Genomic DNA, 26,195 nt, shown 5'->3' on the forward strand with positions numbered 1-26,195 from the left:
TTTCCCAGTTTCGTGTATATAAAATTTCCGTACTGTTATTTTTTAAAATTATTATAACAAAAGTTCTATTTCGAGAACAGGTACTCCGTTTTACAATTGTAAAGTTACTGGTTGTCATTGAGTTGACAATTACCATTTGTTAAAAAATACTGTCATTACCTTTTTTCGATTAAGTCATTACTTAGTATAATCTCCCAAAAAAACCTCTGAAAAATTCAGAGGTTTTTTTTTCACCTTTTTTAAAAACACTTTCGTATCGTTTTAAGATATTATTCTTTACACTATCAAATTTCACCCAATCCCTTCAAAACTTTTTTCCCATTTTCATTTTTAGGATTGAGTTCTATTGATTTTTTGTACATTTTTATCGCCTCATCCTTTTCGTTATTTAGTAATAAAGTTTCTCCATAACTATCAAATGCATTCCAACTTTCCGGGAATATTTGAGTCGTGGTTTTAAAAACATGAAGTGCTGAAGCTAATTTTTTCTGTCGGGCAAGTTCATAACCCATTCGAATCAATTCTCTTTCGGTGACCCTATATTTTTGAGGGTTTTTATTGTATTTGTTCAACAGTTGATTGGCTTCTTTTACTCCTTTATCTACAAGTGTACTTCCGTATATCCTTGAAAAAGCCTGTCGAACCGGATCATATTGTTTCTGATTCAATAATGCTATCATGGCATTTGATGCAGAAAAAACAGCATTGCTTCCATTATTTTCCAGTAGAATAACGGACTGTTTTTGAGAAATATTTCTCACTAATATACTTGTAAGACCCGTTATAGACCCATCATGAAAAACAATTTTTCCATTACTTTCATCCAAATATATCTCCCATCCCAATCCATATCCTACTTCTTTTTCATCAAGTTTATATACTGCTGTTTTTCCATCATTAAGTTTTACCCGGGTAAATGCTTCATCGAGTTCCTCTTGTCCCAGCAACACACCACTGTAAAGACTCTGGTCAAAAAGATAAAGATCTTCCGCTGTGCTTACTATTCCTCCATTCCCATAAAAATTGCTATGCTCACTTATTTTGAAATTTTCCGGCATGCTGTGAACATTCTCAAGCTTTGTTGTATAAAGATTTCTAAAACTATAACGCTCAACCTCTCCTTCCTGTAAAACACTTCTATCAAAGGGCTGTATACTGTTTTTCATCCCAGCTGGTTTAAAGATATTTTCCTGTAAATATTTGGAATATGGTATTCCTGAAACTTTCTCAACAATCAGTGCCGCAATGCAGAAATTCACGTTGTTATATTCCCATTTTTCTCCGGGAGCAAAGCTAAGTGGAACTTTATACTGAATCAATGTCGGAATAATATCACTATTGGTTATAATCTTATCAGGATTCTGTTCCATTACAGAATCAAAGAGGTGATAATAATCTACCAAACCTGAAGTATTACTGAGCAGATGCTTTATAGTAACCTCTTTATATGGAAAATCGGCAAGATATTTCTGGACAGGATCACTAAGTTTAAGCTTTCCTTTTTGTTTAAGCTGCAATATAGCCGTTGATGTAAAGGTTTTAGAAATAGAAGCTATTGGAAATTTAGAATCTGATGAAAGAGGTAGTTGCGTTGTTAAGTTAGCAAAACCCAGCGACTGCTGATAAACAATACCGTTTTTATCAGCAATTAATACATTGCCATTAAATTGTTGGTCAGCGTGTAATTCTTTAAAAAATGTGACAACATCCTTTCTTTGACCAGAGATAAAAGAAAATATAAATAATGGTACCAAGCAAAAAATGTAAGTAGAGACTGTTCTTCTCATAAAATGTTCTTTTGGAAATAGTTTAATAATATATCGTAGTGCTAACTTAAGCGTTCATTAATAGAACAACTCAACATTCAATAACATAACCTCATTAACAAAATTTAATAAAAATAAATAAATTTTAAATAGCTAAAATCAAGCTCATTGCATCAATAAATATATTTCTAATCGCCTTTCTACATTATATTAGCACTGATTTCAAACAATAATATGTACCTTTATAGTGAATTATTTATAAACAAAACCAATCTCAGATTGAGAAATCTAAACAGCACAATGAAGACTATTTTCACGATCCTTTTAGCCTCTGTATTAGCAGTCTCATGCAGCGGAAATGATGACACTTCCGAAAATCCACAGCCAGCAGAAAAGAATGTACACAATTTCGAGTATAAAAATTACCATTTGAAAAATATTGTCCTTTACAAAGGACCCATCGCTCATGAATCTGATCCCGGGGAGTCATATCTAAACAATTACTGGAATTCTTATAAGGAGCCGATTTGGAAAAAGATCAGTGTAGATACAAAAAGCAATTTGATAAAATTGCTTTCCGGGACATCTGCAGATGTATCGTATCCGATTAAAGTTTCAAAAGATTCTTTGTTTATCATTAACAATAATGAACTGAAGTATATAGGAACTTTCAATCAAAAAGAGTCATCTTTTACTCTAAAAAGAACTTTTCAATATGTAAAAAAAGTTCCCAGGAATAATTCTACTCCTTTATTTGTTTCTCGTAATAGTACTTTTGGAATTTCTCAATACACCACCATATTCGGAAATAGTTCATTTACTACACCATCTGAAATGACCGAACCAGGTGATGAAGTTTTATGGAGTAATATTGAATATGATTACAAGGCACTCTAAAAAGTAAAAAGTGAAAAGGTAAAATACAAAAGGAGTAATCTCCTTCCTTTTTTAGTAAAAGCAGTACCTTAGAAGCTGTAATTAACTTGCTTTTAAAATGAATAACACACTACTTCTAGCCATACAAAGTACAATAAAAATAAGTTCGGATGAAGAAGAAATAATTCAAGACTTATTCAAATTAAAAGAATATAAAAAAGGAGATTTCTTTCTTAAAGAAGGCGAAGTTTGTAAGTATGTGGGCTTTATCAAAAATGGTATTGTACGTTATTACATCAATGATGATGGAGAGGAAAAAACCTATGGCTTTTCAAAAGAAAATGAGTTTACCTGTAATTATGAAAGTTTTGTCCCACAAACCCCATCAAATCAGATTATTCAGGCTTTAGAAGATACTGAAATCTGGACAATTTCTTATGAAAATCTGCAGAAATTTTATGAAGAAATAGAGCTCGGGGAAAGATTTGGAAGGATTGTTATTGAGCAGGTTTTCATTCAAACATTAAAAGATAGAAACTCATTCTATACTGATTCTCCAAAATCCCGTTATGAGAAGTTTCTTAAAGAACACTCTGATTTGCAACAACGGTTATCTCAATATTACATTGCTTCTTATGTAGGTGTAAAGCCACAATCTCTAAGCCGGATCAGAAAAAGAATATCCCTTTTTTGATTTATTAACCCAGGTGCATTAATATTTATCAAGAGTTGAAGAATTTTGTATCAACAAAAACAAAATTCTTATGAAACGTTTACAACAACAAACAGCATTTTGGCTTAGCCTTCTTTCAGGGATTGGCCTTCTTTACATCGGCATCCGTTTTTTTATTAACCCGATAGGTGCAGAAATCGATTATGGCATTCATACCGTAACCAATGGAGATTTTTCTTTTCAGTATATTAAAGGTGTGCGGGATTTTTTCTTTGGATTAATTATTATCATTCTTTTATGGAAGAAACAATTATTTGCCCTTGGCTTAATTCTCATTTGGGAACAATAATTCCTGCAATGGATTTTTGTGTGGTATTATCTCATCCCGACTTTAAAACAGGCCATTTAATTTCACATCTAATCGCCGTTATCATTTGTCTGTCCTGTGGATTCTATTATTTAAAAAACCATAAAATTTTAATATCATGATTTATTCAATAGTATTCTGATTTTACACTTGGCGGCTTTCCTGCTTTTTCTTCTTCAATTAGCTGTGTTATTCCCGCAACAAAAAAAAGAATTACACAAAAAGACAAACCTGGCTGGAGTCTTAAACACCTATGTTACAGCCTCTATCGCTTCATCAATTTCTGATAAGCATGTTAAAGGTACTTCAGCAGTACTTCTCGTGTAGTTAGATGTTCAACAGGTAAGTGTTCGATAGCTTTACTTTCTATAAAAGCTCCATCGATTAATATTTTCACTTTTCTGATATACTATTTTAGTGAATTGAGAGGTAGAAATTGAAAGTTGAGAACTGGATTCCATTTTTCAACTTTCAATTTTCAACTTTGCATTAATTAAATAACCAATAGATCTACAAACTCATTAACATTGAGACTGATTAGTTTATCGTATTCTAAAGAGTTTTCTAACACTTGTCTTTGTTGTTTCTCAGGGAAAATACGAGCCAGATTAACTTTATATTTTTTAATCAACTCAGGAATACCCTCATCTCTCCTTCTTTTATGTCCGATAGGATATTCTACCACTATTTCATCCAAAACAGTTCCGTCATTTAATTCAACTGTTAATGCATTAGCAATAGAACGTTTTTCAGGATCATGATAATCCTGAGTAAATTGAACTTCTTCAACACATTCTATTTTATCACGGAGTATATCAATTCTAGGGTCTGAAGCAATGTTATCTTCATAATCTGCTGCAGTCAGTCTTCCATAAATAAGTGGCACTGCTACCATATACTGAATCGCATGATCACGGTCAGCAGGATTGTTTAATGGTCCTTTTTTATCAATAATCCGGATCGCAGCTTCATGCGTACGAATGGTAATTTTTTTGATATCGTCTGTAGTTTTACCCAAGTTTTCTAATTTATGATGCAAGGTCATAGCGGCCTCTACTGCAGTCTGTGAATGGAATTCTGCTGGAAAAGAAATCTTGAATAATACGTTTTCCATCACATAAGAACTGTATTCACGCTGAAATTTAAATTCATTTCCTTTAAATGAAACATCATAGAATCCCCATGTTTTAGCAGTAAGCACTGAAGGATATCCCATTTCTCCTGTTTTAGCAATTAATGCTAAACGCACCGCTCTTGAAGTAGCATCTCCTGCAGCCCATGATTTACGGCTTCCGGTATTTGGAGCATGACGGTAGGTTCTTAGAGACTGTCCATCTACAAAGGCAAGAGAAATAGCATTGATCAACTCATCACGGCTTAGTCCAATTAATTTCCCTACAACGGCAGTAGACGCAAGCTTTACTAATAGTACATGATCAAGACCTACTCTGTTAAATGAATTTTCAAGAGCTATAACACCCTGAATTTCATGAGCCATAATCATTGCCTCTAACACTTGTTTCATTTTCAAAGGTGCTTTTCCTTCCGCAATATTGGTCCTTGATAACCAGTCTGCAGTTGCTAAAATACCGCCTAAGTTATCTGAAGGATGCCCCCATTCTGCGGCTAACCAGGTATCATTAAAATCCAGCCAACGAATAATGGCCCCAATATTAAAAGCAGCCTGAACCGGATCTAACTGAAATTGAGTTCCCGGCACCTTAGCGCCATTCGGAACAACAGTTCCTTTTACGATTGGTCCCAACAATTTGGTACAGGCAGGATAGGTTAAAGCTTCCAGCCCACATCCAATAGTATCTAAAAGGCAGTAATGAGCCGTTTTCCAGGCTAAATCATTTTTAATTTCGTAGTTCAATACGTAATCTGCAATATCGGTTAATACACGATCCGGTTGTGGTCTTTCATTTGAAATGTGTGATGACATCTTTATTATTTTGATTTTAATTATTATTTATTTGAATTGAATTTATTATCTGCTTCCGATAGGAACGAAATCTTTGTTTTCAGGCCCTGTATAATTGGCACTTGGACGAATAATTTTTCCATCCTGTCTCTGCTCGATGATATGAGCACTCCATCCTGTTACCCTCGAAACGACAAATAATGGAGTGAACATTAAGGTGGGAACTCCCATTAAATGGTAAGATACCGCTGAAAACCAATCCAGATTAGGGAACATTTTCTTTTCGTCCCACATGATTTTTTCCAATCTTTCTGCAATATTATAAAGCAACATATCTCCGGCTTCTTCGGAAAGTTCTTTAGCTACTTTTTTTATCACTACATTTCTTGGATCTGATATGGTGTAGACCGGATGTCCGAATCCAATAATTACTTCCTTGTTGGCAATCCGTTTTTTAATATCTTCTTCCGCTTCATCAGGAGAATTATAACGGCTTTGGATCTCAAAAGCAACTTCATTAGCACCGCCATGCTTAGGGCCTCTTAATGCTCCGATTGCTCCTGTTATACAGGAATAGAAATCCGAAGATGTACCAGCAATAACACGAGCAGTAAAAGTAGAAGCATTAAATTCATGCTCGGCATAGAGATTAAGGGATATCTCCATTGCTTTTACCCAGGAATCAGGAGCCTTTTTACCATGCAACAAATGCAGGAAATGTCCACCAATAGTATCATCATCAGTTTCTACATCAATCTCTTTCCCATTATGAGTATAGTGATACCAATATAAAAGCCCGGAACTGAATGATGCCAATAATTTGTCAGCAATATCTCTTGCTCCTGCTACATTATGATCATCTTTTTCAGGCTGAATGCTTCCAATCGCTGAAACCATTGAACGCATGACATCCATCGGGTGTGCAGCTGCCGGAATACTTTTTAAGATATTTCTTACAGAGTGAGGCAGTCCTCTCAATGATTTTAATTTGGCTTTATAGTTTTTTAATTGAGCTCCTGTTGGTAATTGTCCATAAATAAGAAGGTAAGCTACCTCTTCAAATTGTGCTTTTTCCGCAAGATCCAAAATATCATAACCTCTGTAATGGAGATCATTTCCGCTTTTACCAACACTGCAGAGAGCAGTATTACCAGCTGTTACACCCGAAAGCGCTACGCTTTTTTTGGGCTTAAAAATAGGTTCATTATTCATTGATATTTTTGTTCTTTTGAAATAGGTTATTTAATTTTTGTTCATAGTCGTGATAGCCGATACTTTTGTAAAGCTCGTCGCGGGTTTGCATAGTATCAAGTACATTAACCTGAGTGCCATCCTTTCGGATATGTTCATAAACATTCTGAGCAGCTTTATTCGCTGCACGGAAGGCCGAAAGTGGATATAAAATCAAACCTACTCCAGCATTTTTAAGTTCATCAACAGTGTACATTCTGATCATTCCAAATTCGGTGATATTGGCTAATACGGGAATACCTGTTGCATCGACAAATTTTTGGTAATAGCTTAAATCAGGAACAGCTTCCGCAAATATAAAATCTGCCCCGGCTTCTTTGTAAGCAACTGCTCTTTCCAATGTTCTTTCTAATCCTTCATTCGCAAAAGCATCTGTTCTTGCTCCGATAACGAAATTTTCATCTGTCCTTGCATCAACCGCAGCTTTTAAGCGGTCTACCATTTCATCTTTACTCACTACTTCTTTACCAGGACGGTGTCCACAACGTTTTGCTCCTACCTGATCTTCAATATGTAAAGCCCCAGCTCCAGCTTTAATTAAGGATTTTACAGTTCTTGCCACATTAAATGCTGAAGGACCAAAGCCCGTATCCACGTCCACCAATAATGGCAGATCACATACGTTGGTTATCCGTTGAATATCGATTAATACATCTTCAAGGGTTGTTATTCCCAGATCGGGAACTCCTAAAGAACCTGCAGCAACCCCTCCTCCTGAAAGATAAATGGCATTGAAACCTGCCTGCTGTGCCAACAATGCATGATTAGCATTGATCGCTCCTACAATCTGAAGAGGACTTTCTTTTTGCATCGCCTCCCGAAACCGTAATCCGGCAGACTCTAAACTAACATTTTTACTCATCTTTAATATTATTGTTCGTTTTAATGTATTTAACTCACATACCATCAACAATTTAAAAAATTATCTTTTTTAAATTCTGTTAAATTAATCAAACGACCTATAAACCTTAGCGAACGGCTGAATGGGTATACAATCATCTTTTTAATGTTTATAAATCATTATAAAAAGAGGGTGATAAACTTCACAATACTTTGTAAGAGAGAAAATTATGGAAAGGGGTGATACGCCAGAGTTATAGATACAGCATAACTTTAAAAGCTAATACTACAAACTATCTCTAAATTATGATAATGTACCCAGAAAAAGTTGTGCACGATTATCAAAACGTATCATACCTGACTATAAGCTTCAGATCGCGAAAGCATCGTCAATTCGAAATAGGCAGGTCTCCTGACTTGTAACGATTTTTATCGTCCTTCCCATTCACAAGAGCGAACAGTGGACCTTGATTGATAAAAACCTTTTGAGTGTTACTTACAGTTGCGCGACAGTTCGTGATTTACACACGATTCCCTTTTAATTCACAGCTAAGTGTAACCAGTTTCGGTTGATAAAGAAGTTTAAATGAACTCCTTGGTGGTAAATATAACTATTTTATTGAAACGTTAATATATTAATTCACGAACAAGCGTTAGGATTTTACAACAGCCTGTAAATATGACAATTAAAAGTAATTCAAAATTTTAAAAAAATAACTAAATGACAAAAATCATATAAAAATAAATTGTCGAAAAGGAATGCTAAGGACGTTTTTTAGAAAAAACATATGCTATAAATATCAAAAAAGATCTCATGCGAATTGAGAGAAAACTAAAATTCATAATCACCTCTTCCTGTTTCATTTTGAAAAAAGTCAGGTTAAAAGTATACTATATTGCAAAAAACAGCTATAAAAGCTCTTTAACTTTCTCGCCTGCATTTTTCAAAGATATTAAACTGTGAGAAGTAATACGGTCAGCAAAAACAATCCGAAAATGATGACTAAACTGATCTGTCAAACTAAAGATTTCTCCTGGGGTAAATAAAATCCTCTGGTCATCGCAATACCTATAAAACATCTTCATATCAACTGCTTTTGATAAGCTTCCCCAAATGCTGTATCCCCCTTGCGGATCCTCAAAATATGAACCCTCTGGAAAAGAAGTACGTAACGCCTGTAAAACATCTCTAGCCTGATCATACAATTGTTTACGAAACGAACGTAAATGCTTACTATAGCTGTGATCTTCAAGTAATTTAAGCAATAACTCCTGATATATTGGAGCTACCGATCTTCCCAGAGAAAACCTCAGCCTCTCTGCCTTTGCATGGTACCTCCCTGAATGTAACCAACCGAGACGAATACCCGGTGCCAATGTTTTAGAAAAAGAAGAAAAGGTCATCACCCAGCCATATTCATCAAAATTGCGTATGCTGGAAGGACGTTCATCACCAAAATAAAGATCTCCATACAGATCATTTTCAATGATCGGAAACTGATGATCCATGGCAATGGATAACAGCTCCTTTTTGGTATTATCAGTCATTAACCTCCCTGTTGGATTATGGAAATTTGGGGTAACAACAAGTGCTTTGATATCATTGGCAGCAGAAACCTTTTTCAAATATTCTGTGTCAAATCCGTCTTCACCATGAATAGGGATTTCCAGGACTTTAAGCTTAAGATTAGTGATCACCTCCAGAACAGAAAAAACACATGGGCTTTCAACAGCAATAAGATCACCCGCATTGGTAACACTTGCCAAAGCAATATAAAGTGCCTGCAATGCACCATCTGTGATGATCAATTCTTCAGGATTGAATCTACATCCATATTGTAAGGCTCTGTCAGCTATCTGACTCCTCAATTCTGGTAGACCATTGGATGGATAATAGCGAAGAAGAGAAGCTCCTTTTTCACGAATGACTTCCTGCATCTTTCTTAAAATAAGCTTTTGTGGTATCAACAGATCGGTTGGGGTTGCTGCATTAAAAGAGCTATATTCAGAAGGTTTATTTCTGACAGAGGTCAACGCAATATTTTTATTGAAAGCCCCATTTTTCGCGACAGCATATGGTTCTAATAAAGGCTCAGAAATGCTTTGATGCACATCCGAAGCGACATAATACCCGGAACGAGGAACGTTTTTAACCAATCCTTTAATAACCAAAAGATCATAACCGCTTTGAATGGAGCTTATACTTAAATGATAGTCCGCCTTAATTTCCCTGACCGAAGGTAATCGGGTTCCCGGTTTTAATATTCCTTTTTTTATTTTGTTTTCAATGATAGAAGTAAAAATCTCATATCTGTACGTCTGCATAAGGATTCATCTTTTTCAGAACAAATGTACAAATGTACTGGCATAAAATAATAAACTGTACCGACTCAATTGTCGCGAACTGTACCCACATTTTAGTTTAATAATCCTGTAGCTTTGAATAAAAAAAGAATCTAAATGGAGATCATTTCAAAATTCACAGTAGGATCAGATCAGGGGATCGACAATCTCTTTGCCGTTATGAGACCTTATATCAGAAATGCCTATCACGAAAATATTTCACCGGAAAAAATAGAAGAATACCTTAGCGAACATGTTGAGTATAGAAAAATGATCAATATTTTAAACGATCTGTCAACTCAGCTTATCATGGTATTTGCGGACAATGAACCCGTTGGCTACTGCCTTTTTAAAAGTGGCTCCACTTATTCCGGCTCTTCTGAAGGAAAAAGAATGACGGAGATTATAGATTTTGCCATACTTCCGGAATATGATCAACCCGAGGTAAGACAGTCATTGTGGAGCAAAAGCAGATCAGCTATTACATTTACCGATAGTATATGGATCAGTATTGCTGAAAATAGCCCTATTATTTCATTTTTAAAGGATCATGGATTTATTTTTAAAGAAAATATCATTTTAAAAGCATTTTCCCTTCCTGGCCATATTTACGAATTGGATATAAAGAAAACTTAAAGCAGTCTCAGGGCAGTGTGATGAACTTCGTTAAAAAAAGAATAATTCACACCCAGTTTAAATAGAACCATTTAATTAATTGTACCTTACATAAATATACGTGGAGCTGCCGATATTTTGATTTTTAAGTTCTGTTGCCATTCGCTTCGCTTTATGATATTGTTGTATAGATGGCGTGCAGCATTTAAACTTCAATACTACTATGAATGGATTCGCTTTTGATAAACCCCAAAAAACATACCCGGAATTTCTTGACCATTTCAAAACTTCATTAAATACACTTTTTCAGGAAGAAAATATAGATCAGCTTAGCCTTTCGCGGGGTCTACCTCCTAATGTATGGAAGGAGATCATGAATTTAAAACCACTCTCTGTTGCAATTCCGGAAGAATTTGGAGGACGGGGATTACACGTAAAAGAATGTCTGGGAGTCCTATCGGCTGCATCTTATGAATCACTCTCTCTGTCCTTAACATTTGGAATCAACATCGCCCTTTTTCTTGAGCCTCTGGCAAAATATGGCAGTGAATCCGCAAAAGGCCCTGTTTTCAACGATTTTTTAAATCATAAGGCGATGGGAGGATTAATGATCACAGAGCCTGATTATGGAAGTGATGCACTCAATATGAGGACACAGAATGAGCTGATAGGAGATTATTATCATGTAAAAGGAACAAAACATTGGCAGGGATTAACAGGAATGGCTGATTACTGGCTGATTACTTCACGAAATTTAAATGCTGAAGGAAAATTGTCAAGAGATGTTGATTTCTTTATTGCAGACACTCATCAAAAAGATCAGAATATTCAGGTTCTTGAATATTATGACAATGCTGGATTATACATGATTCCTTATGGCCTTAATAAGATTGATATTAAAGTCCCGGAACATTATAAGCTTATTCCGGAATCTACGGGCTTAAAAATAATGTTAGATACTTTGCACCGCAGTCGGTTTCAGTTTCCAGGAATGGGAATGGGTTTTCTGAAAAGAATGCTGGATGAGGCTACCCAACACTGCAAAGATAGGATTGTAGGAACTTCTAACCTTTTTTGTCTGGATCAGGTTCAGTATCAGCTGTCAAAAATGCAGTCATTTTTTACCCTTTGCTCTGCAATGTGTGCAAAAAGCTGTAAAATAAGTGGCATTGATAATGATGTTTCCGGAAGTGGTATTCATGCCAACAGTATGAAAGCTCTGGTCACTGATATGATGCAGGAATCCGCTCAAATATATGTTCAGCTTTCCGGAGCAAAAGGATACAGAACTTCCCATATTGGAGGTCGAGGAATTATGGACAGTCGTCCTTTTCAGATCTTTGAGGGTTCCAATGAAATGCTATACACTCAGATATCAGAAGGAATTCTGAAAGACATGAAGAAAAAGAAAACGGAACATTTCGGAGATTATCTGGCTGTAAATGAGTTAACACAAAATGCTTCTAAATTATACAGCAAAGAGTTGAATTTCAAGATCGATGCAGTAATATCACAGAGAAAAATGATCGATTTAGGAAAAGTAATTGCGCGAATTATTACTGTAAATGATTTATTAGAATTAAATAATTCAGGATTTAATCAAGACCTTACAGATCATACCATTCAGATGATAAGACATGAAATTGTAAGTATTCTCGCTTCCATGCACCACCATAAAAACCTTAACGCATTGGATGATATCCATGAAAAAAGCAGTTGGATGGCTTTTTCATAATATGTTTTTACGATAATTTAATAATCCCTGTAAATAATGTGCAGGGATCCAGAGTATGTGATGCTTTGTTAATGCATTAGATTCAGTTATTTTGCCAACCACCAGCTCTGAGTTCCCTTTCGATCTCATTAACATCAGGTAATGGAATATGATAACTTTCATGAATGTACTGGATAATACTCTCATCCGTGGCGTCATCTATTTTCCTTATAAAAAGTTGATTGTTTGATTTTAAATACTCAATAAATTCTTCCGGACTTTCGGTTGTACAAAATTTCTTTCCAATTACAGCCCTCTTATCATCATTTACGATAATATCATGAAAAGAAGTATTCATTAGAACAGTTTGAAAAAAAGAATCTCCTGGTAAAAGAGTGTTTAGATAATAATCTTCAAAATCCATTACTTTCTTATTATTACTTAAAAAAGCGCAAGTGTCTCTGGTAAGAATGACCCACTTGCCCCCAATATAAGGAACAACTCCTTTCATAAATTCTCTTTTATAGATTAAAGAAGATATCTTGTGCGCCAGTTCTGTGAAATGATTTTGTATCCTCTGCAGGGTATCCGGTCTGTAAAATTTTTGATCATAATAGAATAAATAGTTTTTACCTTTACGGATACTGAGAAACTGACGAATGATATGTTGTGATTTTAAAGGATAATCTTCACCACTTAAATTAATGAAATAATCCCAATCCTTACTTACATTCAACAAAAACTCCATTGCATCCAGCTCAGCCTGGATCATACTGAATCCCCCGGAAGTAATATTCATACTTTCCAGAATATAGGCATTTGGAAACTGTACCAGAAACAACTGAATTTCCTCAGTTACCTCTGCACTAGCCTTTCGATCGATATGAATAAGATAAAACTGATCCCTGGAATATATCTTGTGAAACAAGTTAACAAATCTTTCCGGTTTATCATGAACCATAATAAAGTAAGCAATCTTCACTGATTCCGGAGAAAGACTTCTGAAAGATTGTTCTTGGGGCTGGTTGATGGGATATGGTCGCATGGTTAGAAGATTAAAATCATCTGCACCTGCAAACAACTTAGATTACATATAAAGTTACAAACAATTTTTTGAAAATCAATCATTTAAAACATAGTTTATTCCATATTTTTTTGTATATTTGCATATAATAAATAAACAGGCCTCTGCCTTTGCTTTCTGTTACAGTTTAGAATACTTATTTTTTTCTTTCAGTTTTTGCTTTTTCAGCTGCCAAAAATTAACCCTTATTTATTTCATGAATGAATATTTATATCGGCAACTTTAAAACTCAAACAATAGAAAAACAATTTGAACATCCTTTTACTCCTTTAGGAGATTTACTCTCAGTAGAAATTACAAAAGAAGACCATTCCGCAGGCTCAAGGGTTTACGGGCGTATAGAAGTGCTCAACTAACACGAGGCATGACACGCTATTGCAAACTCAGCAACGATCTTTATATATTCAGATTATTGGTGAACAAAGCAAAATAAAATAATGGAAAGACGAAGAATTAATTCTTTATTTTAACCATATACCAATAGTAAAATAAATATTTCAATTTCTGATAAAGAATTGATAAAAGGTCGAAGATTCGGCAACCCTTATAGATGAATTTCAAGAATTTAAATTTAATAAATCCCATTATCCGCGCTGCAACAGAAGCAGGATATTCAAAACCTACAGAAATACAGAGTGGTGCTATTCCACAAATTCTGATTGGTAGAGATATTCTTGGTTATGCTCCGAAGGGAACGGGAAAAACGGCTGCATTTGCAATGCCGGTTATTCAATTACTGAAAAAAAGTTCTCCTGAACATAAAGAAGTACGAACTCTTATATTAACACCTACTCAGGAACTGGGTATTCAGATCGAAGAAAACTTCAGAGTGTACAGCAAATACCTTCCATTGTCCCAACTTACTATTCATGATGGAACTTCACAAGGAAATCAACTTGCCGCTTTAAGGATAAGAGTGGACGTTCTTATAACAACACCTGCTGCACTACTCGATCTAATTAACCAAAGACATATTAATCTTTCCAAGATCGAAATTTTGGTTTTGGATGAAGCAGACAGAATGCTTGATATGGGTTTTATAAATGATGTGAAGAAAGTTCTTAAACTTATTCCTCAAAAAAGACAGACCTTACTTTTTTCTTCAACAATATCAGAAAATATTCGGAAATTTGCTGACATGCTCTTAAACAATCCTATAGAAATTAAGGCAAGTCCTATTTCTTCTACAGCGAAAATTGTTGATCAATCAGTATTTCTTGTTGAAAAAAAAGAAAAAACGGATAGGCTATATAATGCCTGCAGTCCGAAAAAATATTTCAATACAATAACTAAATAATAAAATTAATTTATGGCAGATTCTTTCTCTAAAAAAGAAAATTTCAAGAAAAAAATTCAAAAACAAAAAGAAAAGGCTTTACGTCGTGAAGACCGTAAAACTAATAACAATAAGGGAAAAGGACTTGATGAGATGTTAACATATGTTGACTCATATGGAAGACTTACCTCTACTCCACCTGAAGAAACACATGAAATCAATCTTGATGATATCCAGTTAGGAGCTGCACCTATTCCCGAAGAAGAAATCCGTAAGACAGGAATTATCACTTTTTTCAGTGATAAGGGTTATGGTTTTATTACTGAAGATAAAAGTAAGGAAAATGTATTTTTCCACACCAACAACTGCACGGAACTAGTAAAGAAAGGAAATAAAGTATCATTTGAAAAAGAGAGATCTCCGAAAGGATTTTCTGCTATTGATATTCAATTGGTCAAATAAATAATAATAACAACAACAATTTTAATACAATTACAATGCAAGAAGGCACAGTAAAATTTTTTAACGAAACAAAAGGTTTCGGATTTATTTCTCCATCAAACGGAGGAGAGGATATTTTTGTACACGCTTCAGGATTAAGCACTAGAATCATTCGTGAGAATGATAAAGTGACTTTTGAAGTACAAAAAGGTGAAAAAGGATTAAACGCAGTAAACGTAAAACTTGCATAGTTTTCCAGATATTTCAATAAGATAATATCAAATCACTCATAAGCCCCATTTTTGGGGCTTTTTTATGTATATACGCGATCTCTTAGATTAGGAAAAGGATTTTTAAACAAAGTTAGTCTGAACCTTTCAACAAAATAGAATGTTAAGATTTTGGCAGAAATTTGTATCAGAAAGCTAAAGCAATTGTTCCTTTACCGGGAGTCAATAGAAAGACCAGTAATGCAAAAACTAAAACGGTATTGGGTTGGCAACCTCAGACTAATGAAGATACTATTCTGGCCACTGTAAAAAGCTTAGTTCAATACAATTCACTACAACAACTTGACCAAGATCTTTCATTTCTTGATTGAATATTGTAACTTGGAAATTATAAAAACACCCATATGAATAGCATTATTGCCAGAGCAAAAAGCATGGTAAACAAAGATCTTTTGCCAGAATGTCCACAGAATAACAAAGCCATCAAAGACAATAAAGATTCCATGGTTGAGAACATTTCTGAAATAAAAAATATTAACACTTTATTAAAATGAAGAAAGTGATTAAAATATTTAAGAGAATATTTGTTGTATTAGCAGTTATCCTGGTGGTTCTTAGTGTAACCATCTTTTTCTATATGAGGCGAGCGGAATTTGGATCTTTACCTGAAGGAAAACGTTTGGAGCTCGTGAAATCTTCACCCCATTATAAAAATGGCCGATTCAGGAATTTGGTGGAGAGACCTACAATTACTAAAGGATACAACATGATGGGCGTATTGTATAAAACACTGTTTACAGAATTCCCCAATAGATATCCTATTGATTCCCTTCCTTCTGTGAAAACGGATTTAAAAACAATTGATCCTCAAAAAAATGTGTTAGTATGGTTTGGACACTCTTCGTTTTTCCTTCAACTGGATGGCATAAAGATTCTTGCAGATCCTGTATTCAGTGGAAAAGCTTCCCCTTTACCGGGCGGTGTAAAAGCCTATAAAGGAAGTGACATTTACACAGTGAATGATTTACCAGACATCGATTATTTACTTTTATCCCATGATCACTATGATCATCTGGATTTTGAAACTATAAAAGCACTACAAAACAAAGTAAAATTCGTCGTTTGCGGACTTGGAAATGGGGCTCATTTTGAGCGTTGGGGCTATACACCAAAGCAGATCATTGAGAAAGACTGGTATGAATCCGTTGATGTAAAACCCGGATTTAAAATACTGATAGAATCTACCCACCATGATTCCGGTCGCGGTTTTACAAGCGGACAGGCTTTGTGGCTATCGTATTTCATTCAGACACCCTCAACGAATATTTATTACAGCGGTGATGGCGGACGTGATAACCGCTTTAAAACAATCGGTTCAAAATATGGAAAAATAGATTGGGCAATTATGGAATGTGGCCAATATAACAAAGCCTGGCAGTCGGTACATGAACTCCCTGAAGAAGTTGCTCTGGCTACAAAAGAGCTTAAAGCACAAAACCTATTACCTGTACATAATTCTAAATTCACTCTGGCAAATCATCCCTGGAAAGAACCTTTGGAAAAAATCTCTGCCCTGTCTAAAAATCAACCCTATCGTTTAGCAACCCCTATGATCGGTGAGTTGGTAGAATTAGATAATCCTCAACAGCCATTTAAGGAATGGTGGAAAAATGTCCGTTAATCTAATTATTTCCCTTTGAATGATCTAAATAAAATTATTTATTTCTACTGTCTTATTTTTCATTATCTTAAAATAAAAAGCCTCTTCAAAAAAATTTAAAGAGGTTTTATAATTGATTGTAATATTAAGATTACTTCTTTATTCCAATTTTACTCCAGGTATTCAATACAAAAAGCAAGATCAATCCGATAACCGCTGAAGCAATTGAAAAAACAAACTTCAGATTATCTTCTGATAAAACTTCTGACTGCCAGTCTAACGCATAAAGATTAATTGCGATGAAAACGATAAATAGTACTAAAAATACTTTATAAAACTTCTGCATGATTCTTAAAAATTAATATAGTTCTGCACCAATTGGGCAAAGTTAGCGGTAAATAATTTAATTGAAATTGCTAAAAGGATGATTCCGAAAACTTTCTGCAAAATTGCCAATGTGGCCTCGCCCATTTTTCTTTCCAGCCATTTAGCTGATTTCAGCACCAAATATACGAAAATTGTATTGAGAATAATTCCACAAATAATATTAATATCATGAAATTCAGCTCTCAACGATAATGTGGTAGTTAGCGTTCCTGCTCCGGCAACAAGAGGAAAAGCAATAGGAACAATAGACGCCGATTTAGCCTCTGTTGTTTTATTAATTTCAATTCCTAAGATCATTTCCAAAGCAATAATAAAAATTACAAAAGCACCGGCAATAGCAAAAGAATTAACATCCACTCCGATGAATTTCAAAATTTTATTTCCCACAAATAAAAAGACCATCATAATTACTCCTGCCGTTATCGATGCCCTTCCAGCCTCTATTTGCCCGAATTTCTGTTGCAAACTAACAACAATGGGAACAGAGCCTATAATATCGATTACAGCAAAAAGAACCATAAAACAGGTTAGAACTTCTTTTAAAGAAAAATGATCAAAAACTTCCATCTTTTGTAATTAAAAATTTCGCAAAAATATGAAAAAAAATTGACTATTTGCTAATCTTAGAATACAAATTAACAATAGCAACTAAAAGTTCATCAATTCCCTCTGAAGATTTCACAGGTGAGAACTTTTCAATCTGAATCTTTTGTGAAAGTGTTCTATACTCTTCAGCAATAGCAATCCCTTTATAACTTTCTAAAAATTTTCCAAAATCTTTTGTAGAGCTCTGAAAATACTCTTTTCTAACTTCTTCATCTAATTCATCAACCGTCTGAAAGAACTTTTGATAATCTTCACTATCTTTAAGATTCTCTAAATAACTGAAATAATCATTGACATCAGTTTTCAGTCTTTGTCTTATTTCATTTTCTGTTTCAGCAACTGATCCAAGAGGTTTCATCGGTACAGTTTCTTTAATTAATTTACGTTTTTTTTGCCAAGTCTTAAATAGAATATATGCAATAAATAAGCCTAAAAGAATTCCAATATTCGTTAAAAGGATACTCCAATGGAACTTGTTTTTCTCTTTAACTTTAAATGTTGTAGTCTTTAATACCGGAGTATCTACCGTTTCCAGGAGAGTATTGGTATATTCATTTACTCTTTCAACCGTAGAGCGGGCTTCCATAATCTGATCATGTGAAAAAGCGTTTACGGCTAATGTTTCCTGACCCAGATCTATATATTCCTTACTATTAGGATTAAAGAATGCAAACTGTTCAGTTTTAATTGATATAGGACCTGCTTTCTTGGGAATCACAACATAGTTTGCTAAAACCTCTCCTTTTATTCCAGTCATATCAGGAACTACTTTCGAAGTGATCTTAGGTGCAAATAAATCATAATCCGGAGATTCAACAATTTTTGGCAAAATCATATCTGTTAAATTTCCTACACCGGAAACCTTTACAATGATATTCAATGGTTTCTTAACCTCTACTTTTTCGTTGGAAGTATTGTAAACGCTCACATTGAAATTTCCTACTGCATTTTTAAAATACTCTGGTGAACCTTCGGGTAGTTTTTTTACATTAAGCTTAACCTTATTTGACAAAATTTTATTCTTGTTCGCATATGTACTTACAGAAGCTGAAACAGAGGGAACTTCGACATATCCTGCTTCATTTGGAAAAACCATGAACATAGCTAAAACCTGCGAAGCCATATTTCCGTAACCTGAAGGATCAATTTCTGATCTGTTGAAATTAATGGGATGAACATTGATATTATCCTGATCCGGAAGATGAATATTTTTCACCTTTCTGAAGTTGTCTATATTTTTAGAATAAACTTTTAAAACGGCAATAGTTGGTTGATCCTGATAAACCTCTCTGTCTTCAATCTCCATATTAAGATAGACATCATTTGAAGCATTAGCAACAGATTTTTTTTCAACATCTTTCACAAAGATGTCGAAAGGTTCGGTTTTATAAATTTTATTATTTATGGTAACAAGTACAGACCCGATTTTTACTTTTCCTTTCTGTTTAGGTTCAAGGGCTACTCTGGTTACATATTGAGTAATCACAGTATTGGTTTCAGGATCCATATAGCCACTGCTTACAGATCCACTACCCACCATATTAAATTTTGATAGATCGGGTAAACGAAGTGGTGTTTGCTGATTATATTCACTCCCATTCAATTCAAGAATAATGGTAAGGTTTACAATGTCCTTGCTGCTGTAATCTGTTTTATCTGGGGTTACGGAAATATTTACCTGTCCGTAAGAAATTACGGAAGTAAGGATAACCAGTATGTAAAACAGTTTATATTGCATCACCAATCTTTCTCATTGCTTTCAGGCATTGAGTAAGAATCTTTATTTAAAATTCTTTTGGCGGTCTCTTTTTCTTTTTCGCTTACTTTATTCAATATTGCATTTTCAAGATCTTTTGGCATTTTACCTTCATTATTCTGGTTTTGGTCAGGATTATTGTTCTGCTGACTTTCACCTTGATTTTGCTGGCCTTTGCCCTGATCTTGTTTTTGATCTTTTGGATTGCCTTTTTGATCATCATTTTGTTGTTGGTCTTTACCACCGCCACCTTTTCCAGATTTACTCTGTTGGTTTTTCTTTTGCTGGCTTTCTTTTTCCTTCAACTTAGCAATTTCATAATTCTTTCTCGTAGCTTCGTTATAGGGATCCTGTTTTAAGGATTGCTTATAAAAATCTGCAGCTTTATCAGGTTGATTCATCTGCATATAAGTATTCCCTAAATTATAAAGAGCCGCTGCTTTATCCGGCAAGGTCTGAGATAGCTTTTGTGCTTTTTCAAATTCAGCCCTGGCCTCTTCATATTTTTTATTTTTATACAATGCATTTCCTAAATTGTAATGTGCTGTAAAATCTTTTTCATTGGATTTTATAGCTTCCATATATTTAGAAGATGCGCCATCATAGTTTTTACCATTGAATTTTTGATTGCCTTCATACACCAAAGTCTTGTAGTTTTCCTGAGCAAACAACGTCCCTGACACTAGAAAAGCAATTATAAACGATAAAAAAATGATTTTAGTATTCATTATATGCAAAATTATTCCTTTATATGTTAATAAACAGGCTTTTATTTGTTAAAATTGGGTTAAAGTATCTGGTGAAAAAATAGGAAAAAAACTAGAAAAATCACACATTAAAATCTCTTTTTGGATTGAAAATATAAATTAGGAAAAAAAACAATAAGGACACTGCTAAAAAGTATTGATAATAATGATTTGCGTTTTGAGATTTTACCAGTGTTTCTGAGGTAGACATCTTTTTATTTAAGGCATCAATAATTCGGTCTGGTGTTTCATTGATATTATTACCATCAACGTATGATCCACCTGTAGATTCTGCTATTTTTTTTAGTGCTCCGGTCTGTCTTTTTGAAATAACAGTTTCTCCCGCTCTATCGGTTTTATATCCCATTAACTGGCCAAATACATATTCCGGGACTGGCGCTCCTTCATCCGAACCTATTCCTACAGAAGTAACCATAATACCTTCCTTATTAGCAAGTTTTATTGCTGCATTATCATTCCCTTCATTATCTTCTCCATCACTTAATAAGACAACCTTCCGGGCTCCTTTGCTTACATTTTTAAACTTACTGACCGCTGCCTGCATGGCTTTAAGAAAATCGGTTCCCTGGATTTGCATAGAATTCGTTTCAATTGCGTTGATATACGTTTCAGCGGAAGTATAATCCGTTGTCAAAGGCATTATAGAAGTAGCTTCACCTGCAAAAATCACAATTCCTATTTTATCACTTTTCATCTTCTGCATCGTATTGATCATTAGATTTTTTGCCTCATTCAACCGATTTGGATTGATATCCTCCGCATTCATCGAATTGGAAACATCAAGCATAAAAATGACATTATTTAATTTTTGATTGGTTTTAATTTCTTCAGAACCATTTAATAAATCAATAATTGCAAAAATTAAAAAGAGGGTTCCCAAAAGATATAAGACGGGAAATACTTTGGTAAATCCTGATTTTTTTTCAAAAAGATCTTCATGAAACTGATTATCCGCAAAAATCACTTTTCTTTTATCCTTCCAGTTCAGGTAACGAACCAATAAAAAACCGAGCAGCGGCAAAAGCAACAGCAACAACAAATACCAATAATTCCCTAAATACCAATCCATCAACTCAAAAATTTATAAAAAAACCATCTTAGAAATGCATCAATAACGAGCATCCCTAAAGCGATCCACAGGAAAATTTTAAAATATTCCTGATAATTATACAGTTTGGAAACTTTCACATCAGACTTTTCCAATTGGTTTATTTCGTCATATACTTCTTCCAGACTGCTGTTTGAGGTAGCCCTGAAATATTTACCTCCCGTTGTCTGAGCAATTTCTCTTAAAATAGGCTCATCAATTTTAACTTCTGTTTCCGTAAAGACAAGATCTCCGAAAATATCGGTTTGGGTTGGCATTAGAGCGTATCCATTTGTTCCAATCCCAATAGAATATACTTTGATGTTATTATTCTTTGCCAGCTCTGCACCCACCTGAGTAGGCATCGCATTTTCAATGGTATTTACACCATCTGTCATAAGGATAATAATTTTACTTTTTGCTTTACTATTCTTTAAATGGTTTACCGCTACAGAAAGTCCCTCGCCAATAGCTGTTCCCGGCTGAAGTTCCAGTGGATTAAGATTCTTTAATTCATCTATCACCACCTGATGGTCAGATGTCACAGGAACCTTTGTAAATGCCTCCCCTGAGTAGGTCACCAAACCTAATCTGTCATTAGGTCGTTTTTCAACAAATTTTATTGCAATATCTTTAAGAGCCGTTAATCGGTCGGGTGTTAAATCTTTAGCAAGCATACTTAAAGATACGTCCACAGAAAGCATAATATCAATTCCTTTTGTATCATCTCTGTCTTGAGAGATCGTAAAGGTTCTTGGTCTTGCCATCGCAATAATAAGTGCAGAAAGTATAATATACTTTGATATTTTAAGTAAAAATAATACAGCCACAATTCCATTGCTGCTATCCATACTTTTTACTGTAGGTACTTTTATACCTTTTTTCTTCTGCTTGCTTATGTCTCTAAACAAAAGAGGAATAAACAACAGAAAAAGCAGAAAAAACCAGGGGCTATAAAATTCGAAATTAAACATCCTTTCTTAAGTTTTCAAATTCCAGATCTTTTGATGATCTTTTTACAAACTCTCTGATATCTGCAAAGTCATTTTCCATGGTCTTCTGATCAGGGAAAGTTTTGGCAAACTTCACTAAATCTCCCCTTAGAAAGACCTCTTCAACTACCTTTTCATTCTCCAATGATATTGTATTATTCTCTTTCATTAAATGTACAAGATCATCTGTAAGCAATACATCCGCCGGTAAATGATATTGTTTAGTGATAAATTTTCTTGAAATTTCAATTAATTCAACATAAAAAGAACGATAATTTCCTTCTTCTATATATTTTTTCTTTTTAAGCGAGTCCAGTTCCTTCAGTGTCTGATTGGTAGCTACGACAGGAGAGCTTTTTGATTTCCTTCCCCACTTCAGATACATAATGATTGCAATGATAAGGGCAATAACCGATAAGGCAGCCAAAATATACCATTTATAAAGCTCCCAATAATCTTTAGTTCCCAGTTTTACTTCTTTATTCTTCATGATATCATTAATCTGATCCCCTTTTTGGGCCGTATTAATGACGTCTATTTCATAAGGAATGGTTTTTAATATTTTATCTCCTACTTTAAATTCGAGTTCAGGAATGGTAAATTTCCCTTCTTCATAAACAGCAAATTCGATCTTTCTCTCATATAAATCTGGCTTAGTACCAATGCTGTCTTTCACCTCTTCAAAATGGAAAGGCAGCAGTTCATTTTTAGCTGCTGCACCCACCTGCTGATTGTTCAGGTTATCAATTTTAATAACAAAATGATTCACTTCTCCTAAAGCAAGAGTCTGTTTTTCAAGATGGGAAGAAAGGATCTGTGAAAAAGTATTTACACAGACCAGAGAACATATTATAAATAGTATTTTTTTCAATTTCAATTCAATTTTGGCTGAAAAGCCCTACCTGTTTTTTATTATTGTGCGTTCTTAAAATCACACCTGTTGATACAATTACTTTTTTTGAAAATAATTATATAATAATTTTGAATAATCTTCACCTGCAGCTACATTCATAAAACTAGCAGAGCTGTTAGCAAAATCTTCTTCTAATGCCCGTACTTTTTGCTTTTGTGCCTCCGCAAAGGTATACCTCCATCTGGCACTTGATGTATTTGCCCAAACCTGCTTTCCTGTTTCCGCATCATAAAATAATGCATATCCTACATCCGGAATCTCATTATCCTTTTCGTCATAAATCCTCATTCCCAATAGCTGATGCTTCTTTGAAGTGACCCTCAACATTTTAGAATCATATTCATCATCAAAATCCGAAAAGAGAAAAACGAGTGATTTTCTTTTGAAAATTCCCATCATGTACTCTAAAGCTTTATCAACCTTTGAAACCGCAGGTACATAATCTGCAGTTAAAATATTACTGATAATGGAAAGGATATGTTTTCTCCCTTTTTGAGGTGGAATTACTTTATATACTTTATCGGCAAATAAGATCAATCCTACTTTATCATTATTTCCTGCAGCTGAAAATCCAAGGCTCGCAGCAATCTCTGCTACATATTCTCTTTTGAGCTGTTTTTTTGTTCCATAGTCCATCGATGCCGATATATCGACCAGAATCATCATTGTCAGTTCCCTTTCCTCTTCCATTACTTTTACGAAAGGTTCCCGGAAACGAGCTGTTTTATTCCAATCTATCCTACGGATCTCATCTCCAAACTGATAAGGACGAACTTCAGAAAAAGTCATGCCCTGCCCTTTAAAAGCACTATGATATTGTCCCATTAAAGTAGCCTCCGTTTTCTTGCGGGTACGGATTTCTATCTGTTTTACTTTTTTTACAATATCTTTTATCTGCATAGATTAATTGGTAATTGAAAGTTGAAAATGGAGAAGTGAAAGTGATGAACTACAAATTATTTGTGCTAAACCAAAAATTTTCAACTTTCAACTTTAAATTTTCAACTTCTTGCTTTAGTCTTTAAACTCAATGGATACATTAAGCCACTCATCATCAAATTTAGGGTTGTACTTTTTATAGAAGTTAATCGCAGACTCATTCCAGTTTAATACCTGAAACATCATTCCACTATAATTATTTGATTTTCCGAATTCCACGGTAGCATCGAATAATTTCTTCCCAATCTGTTTTCCTCTCATTCTTTCAGTCACTACCAGATCTTCTAAATACAATCTCCTTCCTTTCCATGTTGAATATCTGTTATAATATAAAGATATCCCCACTATTTCATCATCAACTTCCGCTACAAAAGCTCCCCAGACAGGAGAACTCCCGAATCCGGCATCTATAAATTCCTCTAAAGTAACAGTAACTTCATGCAAAGCCTTTTCATATTCAGCAAGTTCTTTAATAAGCTCCAACATTGGAACGCAGTCTTCCTGAAAAGCTTTTCTTATAACAACATCATTCATAAAATAATATTAAGGAGCTTGAATTTTAGCCAAAATTCTATTAACGATTTCTTCTGATGAAATTTCTTCTGCTTCAGCTTCGAATGTTAAACCTATTCTATGTCTTAAAACATCTTTAGCCAATTCTTTTACATCTTCAGGAATTACAAATGCTCTTCCTCTTAGAAATGCATAGGCTCTTGAAGCTATTGCTAAGTTGATGGAAGCTCTTGGTGAAGCTCCGAAACTGATATAATTTTTAAGATCTGAAAGTCCATAATTCTCAGGATAACGGGTTGCAAAAACCATATCCAGAATATATTTCTCGATCTTTTCATCCAGATAGATCTGATTGATAAGCTCTTTTGCATCTACAATATCCTGAAGACCTATTACTGGCTGAACGGTAGGCTGGTGAGAGGTAGAGACCATTCTCATTACCTTTCTTTCATCTTCAAATTCAGGATAATCTATTTTACACTTCAGCATAAAACGGTCACTTTGAGCTTCAGGTAATAAATAGGTTCCTTCCTGATCAATCGGGTTTTGAGTGGCCAATACCAAAAATGGCTTAGGAAGCTTCATGGTTTCATCTCCAATCGTAACCTGTTTCTCCTGCATCACTTCCAACAGTGCTGACTGTACCTTTGCAGGTGCACGGTTGATCTCATCTGCAAGTACAAAATTAGCAAATACAGGACCTTTCTTTATGGAGAAATCATTGTCTTTAATATTGAATATCATCGTTCCTACAACATCAGCAGGAAGTAAATCAGGAGTAAACTGGATTCTGGAGAAATCACCATGAACAGCTTCTGCCAAAGTTTTTATAGCTAAAGTCTTGGCTAAACCGGGTACACCTTCCAAAAGAACATGTCCATTCCCCAAAAGACCTACCAAAAGGCGGTCTATCATATATTCCTGTCCAATAATAACTTTGTTGATTTCCTGTCTTAGAAGAGAAAACAAGTAATTCTTTTCTTTTACCTTCTCTGTTAACTGACGAATATCTTCTGCTTGGTATGTATCTGACATAGCTTAATTTAAAATAATTGGTAAATTTCTAATAAATACTCGCATTAATCAACACAATAAATGCCATTTTTGAGTTAAAGTTTGTTAAATATTCCTGTGTTTAAAGAAGAATCCAGTGCTGTTCTATTACTTCAACACCA

General features: G+C 34.5%; 27 protein-coding genes and 1 riboswitch. Of the genes, 11 read left to right on the forward strand and 16 right to left on the reverse strand.

The features are described from left to right. Positions 1 to 284 precede the first annotated feature (284 nt). Entirely contained in the window at positions 285 to 1,787 is a 1,503-nt protein-coding gene (locus AC3WRL_RS03090) for a serine hydrolase (protein WP_492329707.1), read from the reverse strand. Between the two features lie 279 nt (positions 1,788 to 2,066). Here AC3WRL_RS03090 and AC3WRL_RS03095 point away from each other — a divergent pair, with 279 nt between their 5' ends. From AC3WRL_RS03095 to AC3WRL_RS03105, 3 genes are all read left to right on the forward strand, one after another. Further along, on the forward strand, positions 2,067 to 2,663 hold the full coding sequence (locus AC3WRL_RS03095; protein WP_492329708.1) for a hypothetical protein: 597 nt from the start codon (positions 2,067 to 2,069) through the stop codon (positions 2,661 to 2,663). Between the two features lie 97 nt (positions 2,664 to 2,760). After that, the gene (locus AC3WRL_RS03100; protein ID WP_214831994.1) at positions 2,761 to 3,336 is read left to right on the forward strand and encodes a Crp/Fnr family transcriptional regulator; all 576 of its coding nucleotides are present in this window, start codon (positions 2,761 to 2,763) and stop codon (positions 3,334 to 3,336) included. Between the two features lie 70 nt (positions 3,337 to 3,406). Further along, positions 3,407 to 3,664 carry a DUF4267 domain-containing protein gene (locus AC3WRL_RS03105; protein WP_492329709.1) on the forward strand — a complete coding sequence of 86 codons (258 nt, stop codon included), beginning with the start codon at positions 3,407 to 3,409 and terminating at the stop codon, positions 3,662 to 3,664. 511 nt (positions 3,665 to 4,175) lie between these two features. Here the strand turns inward: AC3WRL_RS03105 and AC3WRL_RS03110 are convergent. From AC3WRL_RS03110 to AC3WRL_RS03125, 4 genes are all read right to left on the reverse strand, one after another. Further along, positions 4,176 to 5,627 (reverse strand): bifunctional 2-methylcitrate dehydratase/aconitate hydratase, encoded by a 1,452-nt coding sequence (locus tag AC3WRL_RS03110; RefSeq protein ID WP_492329710.1) that lies wholly within the window; start codon positions 5,625 to 5,627, stop codon positions 4,176 to 4,178. 45 nt (positions 5,628 to 5,672) lie between these two features. Further along, entirely contained in the window at positions 5,673 to 6,818 is a 1,146-nt protein-coding gene (prpC, locus tag AC3WRL_RS03115) for a bifunctional 2-methylcitrate synthase/citrate synthase (RefSeq protein ID WP_492329711.1), read from the reverse strand. Continuing rightward, positions 6,811 to 7,719: a methylisocitrate lyase gene (prpB, locus tag AC3WRL_RS03120; RefSeq protein WP_492329712.1), complete on the reverse strand. Its 909-nt coding sequence runs from the start codon at positions 7,717 to 7,719 to the stop codon at positions 6,811 to 6,813. The genes prpC and prpB overlap by 8 nt, the downstream gene beginning before the upstream one ends. 363 nt (positions 7,720 to 8,082) lie before the next feature. Next, positions 8,083 to 8,276, reverse strand: a riboswitch (cobalamin riboswitch). A gap of 330 nt (positions 8,277 to 8,606) precedes the next feature. Continuing rightward, positions 8,607 to 10,022: an aminotransferase-like domain-containing protein gene (locus AC3WRL_RS03125; RefSeq protein WP_261511284.1), complete on the reverse strand. Its 1,416-nt coding sequence runs from the start codon at positions 10,020 to 10,022 to the stop codon at positions 8,607 to 8,609. A gap of 135 nt (positions 10,023 to 10,157) precedes the next feature. On the opposite strand from AC3WRL_RS03125, the gene AC3WRL_RS03130 reads away from it, so the two are divergent. Continuing rightward, entirely contained in the window at positions 10,158 to 10,676 is a 519-nt protein-coding gene (locus AC3WRL_RS03130; RefSeq protein WP_214832017.1) for a hypothetical protein, read from the forward strand. A 202-nt stretch (positions 10,677 to 10,878) separates the two neighbouring features. Continuing rightward, positions 10,879 to 12,390 (forward strand): acyl-CoA dehydrogenase family protein, encoded by a 1,512-nt coding sequence (locus AC3WRL_RS03135; protein WP_214832019.1) that lies wholly within the window; start codon positions 10,879 to 10,881, stop codon positions 12,388 to 12,390. 82 nt (positions 12,391 to 12,472) lie between these two features. On the opposite strand, the gene AC3WRL_RS03140 is transcribed toward AC3WRL_RS03135, so the two are convergent. Continuing rightward, on the reverse strand, positions 12,473 to 13,414 hold the full coding sequence (locus AC3WRL_RS03140; RefSeq protein ID WP_261511283.1) for a beta-1,6-N-acetylglucosaminyltransferase: 942 nt from the start codon (positions 13,412 to 13,414) through the stop codon (positions 12,473 to 12,475). A 589-nt stretch (positions 13,415 to 14,003) separates the two neighbouring features. Between AC3WRL_RS03140 and AC3WRL_RS03145 the strand changes: the two genes are divergently transcribed. From AC3WRL_RS03145 to AC3WRL_RS03170, 6 genes are all read left to right on the forward strand, one after another. Next, the gene (locus AC3WRL_RS03145; protein ID WP_214832024.1) at positions 14,004 to 14,750 is read left to right on the forward strand and encodes a DEAD/DEAH box helicase; all 747 of its coding nucleotides are present in this window, start codon (positions 14,004 to 14,006) and stop codon (positions 14,748 to 14,750) included. Positions 14,751 to 14,762: 12 nt separating this feature from the next. Then, positions 14,763 to 15,191, forward strand: a complete 429-nt coding sequence (locus tag AC3WRL_RS03150; protein WP_214832026.1) for a cold shock domain-containing protein — start codon at positions 14,763 to 14,765, stop codon at positions 15,189 to 15,191. A 35-nt stretch (positions 15,192 to 15,226) separates the two neighbouring features. Continuing rightward, positions 15,227 to 15,421: a cold-shock protein gene (locus AC3WRL_RS03155; protein ID WP_214832027.1), complete on the forward strand. Its 195-nt coding sequence runs from the start codon at positions 15,227 to 15,229 to the stop codon at positions 15,419 to 15,421. A gap of 161 nt (positions 15,422 to 15,582) precedes the next feature. Next, the gene (locus AC3WRL_RS03160) at positions 15,583 to 15,771 is read left to right on the forward strand and encodes a hypothetical protein (RefSeq protein ID WP_492329713.1); all 189 of its coding nucleotides are present in this window, start codon (positions 15,583 to 15,585) and stop codon (positions 15,769 to 15,771) included. Positions 15,772 to 15,804: 33 nt separating this feature from the next. Continuing rightward, positions 15,805 to 15,954 carry a hypothetical protein gene (locus tag AC3WRL_RS03165; RefSeq protein ID WP_492329714.1) on the forward strand — a complete coding sequence of 50 codons (150 nt, stop codon included), beginning with the start codon at positions 15,805 to 15,807 and terminating at the stop codon, positions 15,952 to 15,954. Continuing rightward, positions 15,951 to 17,081 carry an MBL fold metallo-hydrolase gene (locus tag AC3WRL_RS03170; protein WP_492329715.1) on the forward strand — a complete coding sequence of 377 codons (1,131 nt, stop codon included), beginning with the start codon at positions 15,951 to 15,953 and terminating at the stop codon, positions 17,079 to 17,081. The genes AC3WRL_RS03165 and AC3WRL_RS03170 overlap by 4 nt, the downstream gene beginning before the upstream one ends. Before the next feature lie 130 nt (positions 17,082 to 17,211). On the opposite strand, the gene AC3WRL_RS03175 is transcribed toward AC3WRL_RS03170, so the two are convergent. From AC3WRL_RS03175 to AC3WRL_RS03220, 10 genes are all read right to left on the reverse strand, one after another. After that, complete coding sequence (locus AC3WRL_RS03175) at positions 17,212 to 17,406, reverse strand: hypothetical protein (protein WP_214832038.1); 195 nt, start codon at positions 17,404 to 17,406, stop codon at positions 17,212 to 17,214. A gap of 5 nt (positions 17,407 to 17,411) precedes the next feature. Further along, entirely contained in the window at positions 17,412 to 18,014 is a 603-nt protein-coding gene (locus tag AC3WRL_RS03180) for a MarC family protein (protein WP_214832040.1), read from the reverse strand. 43 nt (positions 18,015 to 18,057) lie between these two features. After that, complete coding sequence (locus tag AC3WRL_RS03185; protein WP_492329716.1) at positions 18,058 to 19,791, reverse strand: BatD family protein; 1,734 nt, start codon at positions 19,789 to 19,791, stop codon at positions 18,058 to 18,060. Beyond that, a complete protein-coding gene (locus tag AC3WRL_RS03190; protein WP_492329717.1) occupies positions 19,791 to 20,537 on the reverse strand; it encodes a tetratricopeptide repeat protein in 747 nt (248 codons plus the stop codon). Before AC3WRL_RS03190 ends, AC3WRL_RS03185 begins: the two co-directional genes overlap by 1 nt. Before the next feature lie 100 nt (positions 20,538 to 20,637). Then, the gene (locus AC3WRL_RS03195) at positions 20,638 to 21,645 is read right to left on the reverse strand and encodes a vWA domain-containing protein (RefSeq protein ID WP_492329718.1); all 1,008 of its coding nucleotides are present in this window, start codon (positions 21,643 to 21,645) and stop codon (positions 20,638 to 20,640) included. After that, positions 21,645 to 22,637 carry a VWA domain-containing protein gene (locus AC3WRL_RS03200; RefSeq protein WP_261511275.1) on the reverse strand — a complete coding sequence of 331 codons (993 nt, stop codon included), beginning with the start codon at positions 22,635 to 22,637 and terminating at the stop codon, positions 21,645 to 21,647. Before AC3WRL_RS03200 ends, AC3WRL_RS03195 begins: the two co-directional genes overlap by 1 nt. Beyond that, positions 22,630 to 23,526: a BatD family protein gene (locus AC3WRL_RS03205; RefSeq protein WP_215174881.1), complete on the reverse strand. Its 897-nt coding sequence runs from the start codon at positions 23,524 to 23,526 to the stop codon at positions 22,630 to 22,632. The genes AC3WRL_RS03200 and AC3WRL_RS03205 overlap by 8 nt, the downstream gene beginning before the upstream one ends. Before the next feature lie 78 nt (positions 23,527 to 23,604). Continuing rightward, a complete protein-coding gene (locus AC3WRL_RS03210; protein WP_214832078.1) occupies positions 23,605 to 24,468 on the reverse strand; it encodes a DUF58 domain-containing protein in 864 nt (287 codons plus the stop codon). A 114-nt stretch (positions 24,469 to 24,582) separates the two neighbouring features. Continuing rightward, on the reverse strand, positions 24,583 to 25,041 hold the full coding sequence (locus tag AC3WRL_RS03215; RefSeq protein WP_214832080.1) for a GNAT family N-acetyltransferase: 459 nt from the start codon (positions 25,039 to 25,041) through the stop codon (positions 24,583 to 24,585). 9 nt (positions 25,042 to 25,050) lie between these two features. After that, on the reverse strand, positions 25,051 to 26,055 hold the full coding sequence (locus tag AC3WRL_RS03220; protein WP_214832082.1) for an AAA family ATPase: 1,005 nt from the start codon (positions 26,053 to 26,055) through the stop codon (positions 25,051 to 25,053). Positions 26,056 to 26,195: the final 140 nt, after the last annotated feature.

The sequence above is a fragment of the Chryseobacterium sp. FW101-FHT12H09 genome (assembly GCF_058790395.1).